General features: G+C 67.6%; 4 protein-coding genes. 3 read left to right on the top strand and 1 reads right to left on the bottom strand.

The features are described 5' to 3' along the window. Both AC1DYX_RS26470 and AC1DYX_RS26465 read left to right on the top strand, forming a co-directional pair. Nucleotides 1-1577 (top strand): GAF domain-containing protein (locus tag AC1DYX_RS26470; protein WP_477264426.1); only part of this gene is annotated, 1577 nt, incomplete at its 5' end. Beyond that, entirely contained in the window at nucleotides 1574-2281 is a 708-nt protein-coding gene (locus tag AC1DYX_RS26465) for a response regulator (protein ID WP_477264424.1), read from the top strand. The genes AC1DYX_RS26470 and AC1DYX_RS26465, both read left to right, overlap by 4 nt. Nucleotides 2282-2411: 130 nt before the next feature. Here the strand turns inward: AC1DYX_RS26465 and AC1DYX_RS26460 are convergent, their stop codons facing one another. Then, nucleotides 2412-4733 (bottom strand): response regulator, encoded by a 2322-nt coding sequence (locus AC1DYX_RS26460; RefSeq protein ID WP_477264422.1) that lies wholly within the window; start codon nucleotides 4731-4733, stop codon nucleotides 2412-2414. A gap of 174 nt (nucleotides 4734-4907) precedes the next feature. Here AC1DYX_RS26460 and AC1DYX_RS26455 point away from each other — a divergent pair. Beyond that, nucleotides 4908-6042: MFS transporter (locus AC1DYX_RS26455; protein ID WP_477264420.1), on the top strand; the 1135-nt coding region annotated here is incomplete at its 3' end.

Raw genomic sequence — 6042 nt, 5'->3', positions numbered from 1 at the left:
GGCAGCGCGAGCTGCGCCCGCTGGCCCTGCGGGTGCTGGAGGAACAGGGCGACGCCCGCGTGGCGCCGCTGGGCGCCTTCCTCGGTGCCGTCGACGACTACGTGGRCAGCATCGACGCGATCGTCAGCCTGATCGAGCGCGACAACGAAGTGCGCACGTTCTGGCTGCGCACGTCGCAGCTGGCGCTGATGGCACTGGCGATGGGCGGCACGGTCATCCTCGTGTACCTGATGTTCAGCCTGATCGTCGAACCCGTCGAGCGCCTGCAGGCCGGCATGCGCAGCATGGCCGACACCGATTTCGGCGTACGCCTGGACGTCGACAGCCGCGACGAATTCGGCCAGCTGGCCACGGGCTTCAACCACATGGCCGACCGGCTCGAACGAGTGTACGCCAGCCTGGAAGACAAGGTGCGCGCCAAGACCGCGGCGCTGGAAGGCCAGAACCGCGAACTGGCGCTGCTGTACGACAGCGCCGCGTTCCTGCAGGTGCGCCAGACGCTCGAGCCGATGTGCGAGGGCTTCGTCGACCGCATCATGCGTTATTTCGGCGCCGCCGGCGGTTCCGTGCGTCTCGTCGAGGAAGGCAACGACCGGCTGCACCTCGTCGTCCAGCGCGGCCTGTCCGACGAGATGGCGAGGACCGAGCGCTGCATGCCCGTGGGCGACTGCCTGTGCGGCTCGGCGGCGCAGGACAGGCAGCCCGTCGTGCGCCTGCTGCGCACCCTGCCCGACCCGGAGCCGTCGCGTTGTGCGCGCGAGGGCTTCGCCACCGTCTCCGTCTTCCAGATCTTCGCGCAGGACCAGCACCTCGGGGTCTTCAGCCTGCATTTCACGGATCAGCGAACGTTCAACGACCGCGAGACGGCCCTGCTGGAAACGCTGGGGCGGCTGCTGGGTACCGCGATCGAGAACATGCGCCTGGCCGCGCGCGAGCGCGAGATGGCCATCTCCGAAGAGCGCAACATGGTGGCGCGCGGCCTGCACGACAGCATCGCCCAGGGCCTGAACTTCCTCAACCTGCAGGTGCAGATGCTGGAGGACTCGCTGCGCCACGGCCAGCAGCAGGAAGCGGCCGAGATCGTGCCCATGCTGCGGGCGGGCGTGCAGGAAAGCTACGAGGACGTGCGCGAACTGCTGCAGAACTTCCGCAGCCGGCTCGAAGAGGATGACCTGAACAGCGCACTGCGCAACGCCGTGCGCAAGTTCCGCGCGCAGACGGGCGTCGAGGCGAGCTTCGCGGCCGAGGGCAGCGGCGGCCCCCCGTTCTCGCGCGAGGAGCAGTTGCAGATCCTGTTCATCGTGCAGGAAGCGCTGTCGAACATCCGCAAGCACGCCAACGCAGGCGCGGTAGCCGTACGGCTGCGCGACGGCCAAGACTTTTCGCTATCGATCAGCGATAATGGCGTCGGGTTCGATACCGCCGCCCAACCCGGCGCAGGCGACAGCCACGTCGGGTTGCACATCATGCGCGAACGGGCCCGGCACATCCATGCCGACCTGGATATCGATTCCGGCGCCGGCAAGGGCACCACCGTCCGCCTGCATGTCGCGAGCGCACACAGGCGGGCCGCATGAATCGAATGGAGTACCAGATGCAAGACCCGATCGAGCCGATCAGCGTGTTGCTGGTCGACGACCACACATTGTTCCGCAGCGGCGTGCGTTCGCTGCTGCAGCGCAATCCGCGTTTCGCCGTCGTCGGGGAGGCGTCGGACGGCATCGACGGCGTCAAGCGGGCGATGCAGCTGAAGCCCGACGTGATCCTGCTCGACCTGCACATGCCCGGCATGACCGGCGTGGAAACGCTGGAGCTGATCCTGCAGGGCTGGCCCGAGGCGGCCGTGATCATGCTGACCGTATCCGAGGAAGGCGAGGACCTCGCCACCGCCCTGCAGGCCGGCGCGCGGGGTTACCTGATCAAGAACATCGACGCCGACTACCTCCAGCGCGCCATCGAACGGGCGGCCAACGGCGAATCCGTGCTGGCCGAGTCGATGGCGGCCAAGCTCGTGGCCCAGTTGCAGAAGCAGCGCGAACCCCGGCCGGCGGCACCGCCGTCCGAACTGGACAAGCTGACGCCGCGCGAGCGCGAGATTCTCGCCTGCCTGGCGCGAGGCGAAAGCAACAAGCTGATCGCGCGCGTGCTGGACCTGGCCGAGAGTACGGTCAAGATCCACGTGCAGAACATCCTCAAGAAGCTCGGCTTGTCGAGCCGGGTGCAGGCGGCGGTATTTGCCGTCGAGCAGGGCTTGGGCAACGGGGCGGACCGACACACGTAAATACGGCGCGGCGACGCAAACCTATAACGGCGATGCGGACATGCATCCCGTACCGCGTAGGGTGGGCTCCCCGAGCCCACGCGTGACGCATGCGGTCCGCGAACGTTCGCGTGGGTACGGGGTGCCCACCCTACCTCAACGCAATGAGCACCGTTTTCGTTTCGTCATACGCGGCCGTGAGCGCATTGAGATGTTCGTCCGCACCCTGGAAATTCTCCGCCTTCCCCATCAATTCGAGGTTCGTGCACGGCACCCGCATCCGGTTGGCGCCCACGAAATCGATGCTCGACAACAGGTAGTGCGCCGTCGCCGCCAGCAGCTGCCCGTCCTGCTCGCGCACGGCGTGTTCCAGCTTGTTCAGCAGCTGCGGCACCTCGCCGACGAAGGCATCCACGACGTCGTCCAGCAATGACGCCTCGTCGTCGATCGCGCGCAGCTGGGCTATGCGGGACGGGTCGAGCACCGCCCCACCCTGGCGCCGGCTCGCCACATGGTCGCGCRCCGCGGCGAGTGCCCGGTCCAGTACCTCCATCTCGATCGGCTTCGGCACGTAGTCGTCCATGCCGGCGTCCAGGCAGCGTTCGCGGTCGCCCGGCAGCGCATTCGCCGTCATGGCGATGATGTACGGCGCATGGGTGCCGCGGAAGCGCTGGCGCAGCTTGCGCGTCGCCTCCAGGCCGTCCATTTCCGGCATCTGCATGTCCATCAGGATCACCGGGTAGTCCTGGCGCTCCAGCGCCGCCACGGCTTCGAGGCCGTTGGCGACGACGTCCGCGCGGTAGCCCAGGTGGAGCAACAGCTGGCGGATCACCTTCTGGTTGATCGTATTGTCTTCGGCGACGAGGATGGCCAGGTCGGCCTCGGCCTGTGCCGGCTTCGGCGCCGGACGCGCCGGGCGCGCGGCCGGGCGTGCACCCAGCACCTGTTGCAGGGCTTCCAGCAGCGCGGCCGGCTTGATCGGCTTGCTCAGCCAGGCGGAGAATTCGCGCGCGGCCTCGCCGTCCACGCCGTGCTGGCGATGACCGACGGACGTCAGCAGCACGAGCGGCAGCGCCGCCCGGTCGCGGTGCTTGCGCAGCTCGGCCGCGAGGCGGCCGCCGTCCATGTCGGGCATCTGCATGTCCAGCACGGCCACGTCGAACGGATGGCCGTCGCGCACGAGGTCGAGCGCCTCGACGGCCGACGCGGCGGCCAGCGGCTCCATCCCCCATAACAGCGCCTGCTTCATCAGGATCCGGCGGTTGGTGGCATTGTCGTCGACGATCAGGATGCGCCGTCCGCGCACCGTCGCCGCGCGCTCGCGCAACACGTGCTCCGCCAGCTGGTCGTCGAAGGCGTCGGCGACGATGGCCGCGCTGAACGTCGAGCCCCGCCCCGGCTCGCTCTGCACCGTGAGGCCGCCGCCCATCATCTCGGCGAGGCGCCGGCTGATCGTCAGGCCGAGGCCCGTGCCGCCGTATTGACGGGTCGTCGACGCGTCGACCTGGGTGAACGAGTGGAAGATGTCGTCCAGGCGGTGCGGCGGAATGCCGATGCCCGTGTCGCGCACGGCGAACACGAGGCGGTAGCCGCCTTCGTCGCGCGGCGCGCCCGACACCGTGACGACCACTTCGCCGTGGTGCGTGAACTTGATCGCATTGGAGAGCAGATTGACGAGGATCTGGCGCAGCCGCGTGGCGTCGGCGAGGATCGTGGCGGGCACGCCCGGCTCGATCATGTAGGCGAGGTCGAGGTTCCTTTCGCTGGCGCCGGGGGCCAGCAGGTCGAGCGCCTCCTCGACGCAGCGGCGCACCTCGAACGCGTGGCGCTCCAGGTCCAGGCGCCCCGCTTCCAGCTTCGAATAATCCAGCAGGTCGTTGATGATGGCCAGCAGCGCCTCGCTGCTGGAACGGATCGTTTCCGTGTAGTCGCGCTGCTCCTCGTCGATGTCCGTGTGCAGCAGCAGGCTCGTCATGCCGATCACGGCGTTCAGCGGCGTGCGGATCTCGTGGCTCATATTGGCCAGGAACATGCTCTTGGCCTGCATCGCCGCTTCCGCGCGGTCGCGCGCCAGTTCCAGCTCGCGCTCGTAGGCGCGGCGTTCCGAGATGTCCTGCAGGATCGCCGTGAGGATCACGCGCCCGTCCGCATCCGACCTGGAGATGGTCGCCTCGGCCGGGAATTCGCTGCCGTCCTTGCGCACGGCGTAGATCGTGCCCCGTTCGCCCATGCGGCGCGCCGTACGCGCGCCGTGCTGGAAGCCGGCCACCCGCTCGGCATGGCCGGGGCGGAAGCGTTCCGGCATCAGCATCGCCAGGTCCTGGCCGACGACATCGTCCGCCGTCCAGCCGAATACCCGTTCCGCGCCCTGGTTGAAAAAGATGATCTTTTGCCGCTCATCCGTGCAGATCACGGCGTTCTCGGCGATGTCGACGATGTTCCTGAGCTGGTCCGGGGTGAGTGGGTGCGGCATGGGCGTTTTCGTACGGCTGTTTGACCAGTCGTCATCGTACACGGCGCTACGCCTTTTTGACTAGAGCCCCTAGGTCGCTTGCCCGGCCGGAAATACACCTCCGGCCAATGGTTGGGCACGTCCGCGCCACGTACGCTTCCCGTATCGACTAGTGCTTTCAACAGGAGAAAAAACATGAGCACCGACAGACGCCCCCTCGCGGTCCTGGTCAGCAGCACGTTCGCCTTCACGATCTGCTTCGCCATCTGGATGATGTTCGCCGTGCTGGGCATCCCCATCAAGACGAAACTGGGCCTCAACGAGACGGAATTCGGCCTGCTCGTCGCCACGCCCGTGCTGAGCGGCGCCCTCGTGCGCGTCCCGCTGGGCATCTGGACCGACCGCTACGGCGGGCGCATCGTGTTCTTCACGCTGATGCTCGCGTGCGCGCTGCCCATCTACCTCATCAGCTACGCCACGCAGTACTGGCACTTCCTCGTCCTCGGCCTGTTCGTCGGCCTGGCCGGCGGCTCGTTCTCCGTCGGCACGCCGTACGTCGCGCGCTGGTTCGGCAAGGAACGCCGCGGCTTCGCGATGGGCGTGTTCGGCGCCGGCAATTCCGGCTCCGCGCTGACCAAGTTCGTGGCCCCGGCCATCATCGCCGGCCTCGGTTGGCAGGGCCTGCCGAAGGTGTATGCGGTCGCGATGGTCGCCACCGCGTTGCTGTTCTGGTTCGGCACCTGGTCCGATCCGGCGCACAAGTCCGCATCGGGCGAGAGCTTCGCGCAGCAGATGCGCGTGCTGAAGGATCCGCGTGTGTGGCGCTACTGCCAGTACTACTCCGTCGTGTTCGGCGGCTACGTCGCGCTGGCGCTGTGGATGACCAGGTACTACGTGGGCGAATACGGCTTCGGCCTGAAAGAGGCCGCGCTGCTGGCTGCGTGCTTCTCGCTGCCGGGCGGCGTGCTGCGCGCACTGGGTGGCTGGATCTCGGACAAATTCGGCGCCTACAAGGTCACCTGGTCGGTAATGTGGGTGTGCTGGGTGTGCTTCTTCATCCTGTCGTATCCGCAGACGACGATGAGCGTCAAGACCGTCGCAGGCAGCATGGACATGCACATCGGCCTCGGCCCCGTGACCTTCACCCTGCTGCTGTTCGTCGTCGGCGTCGCCATGGCGATCGGCAAGGCCTCGGTCTTCCGCTTCATCGCCGACGACTACAGCGACAACATCGGTGCCGTCTCGGGCGTCGTCGGCCTGGCCGGCGGTCTCGGTGGCTTCATCCTGCCGATCATGTTCGGCGCCATCGTCGACCTGACCGGCATCCGCT

This window comes from Massilia sp. P2_C2, assembly GCF_056404615.1.
The sequence above is the reverse complement of the archived record's forward strand: the minus strand, read 5'-3'. Positions and strand labels throughout refer to the sequence as shown.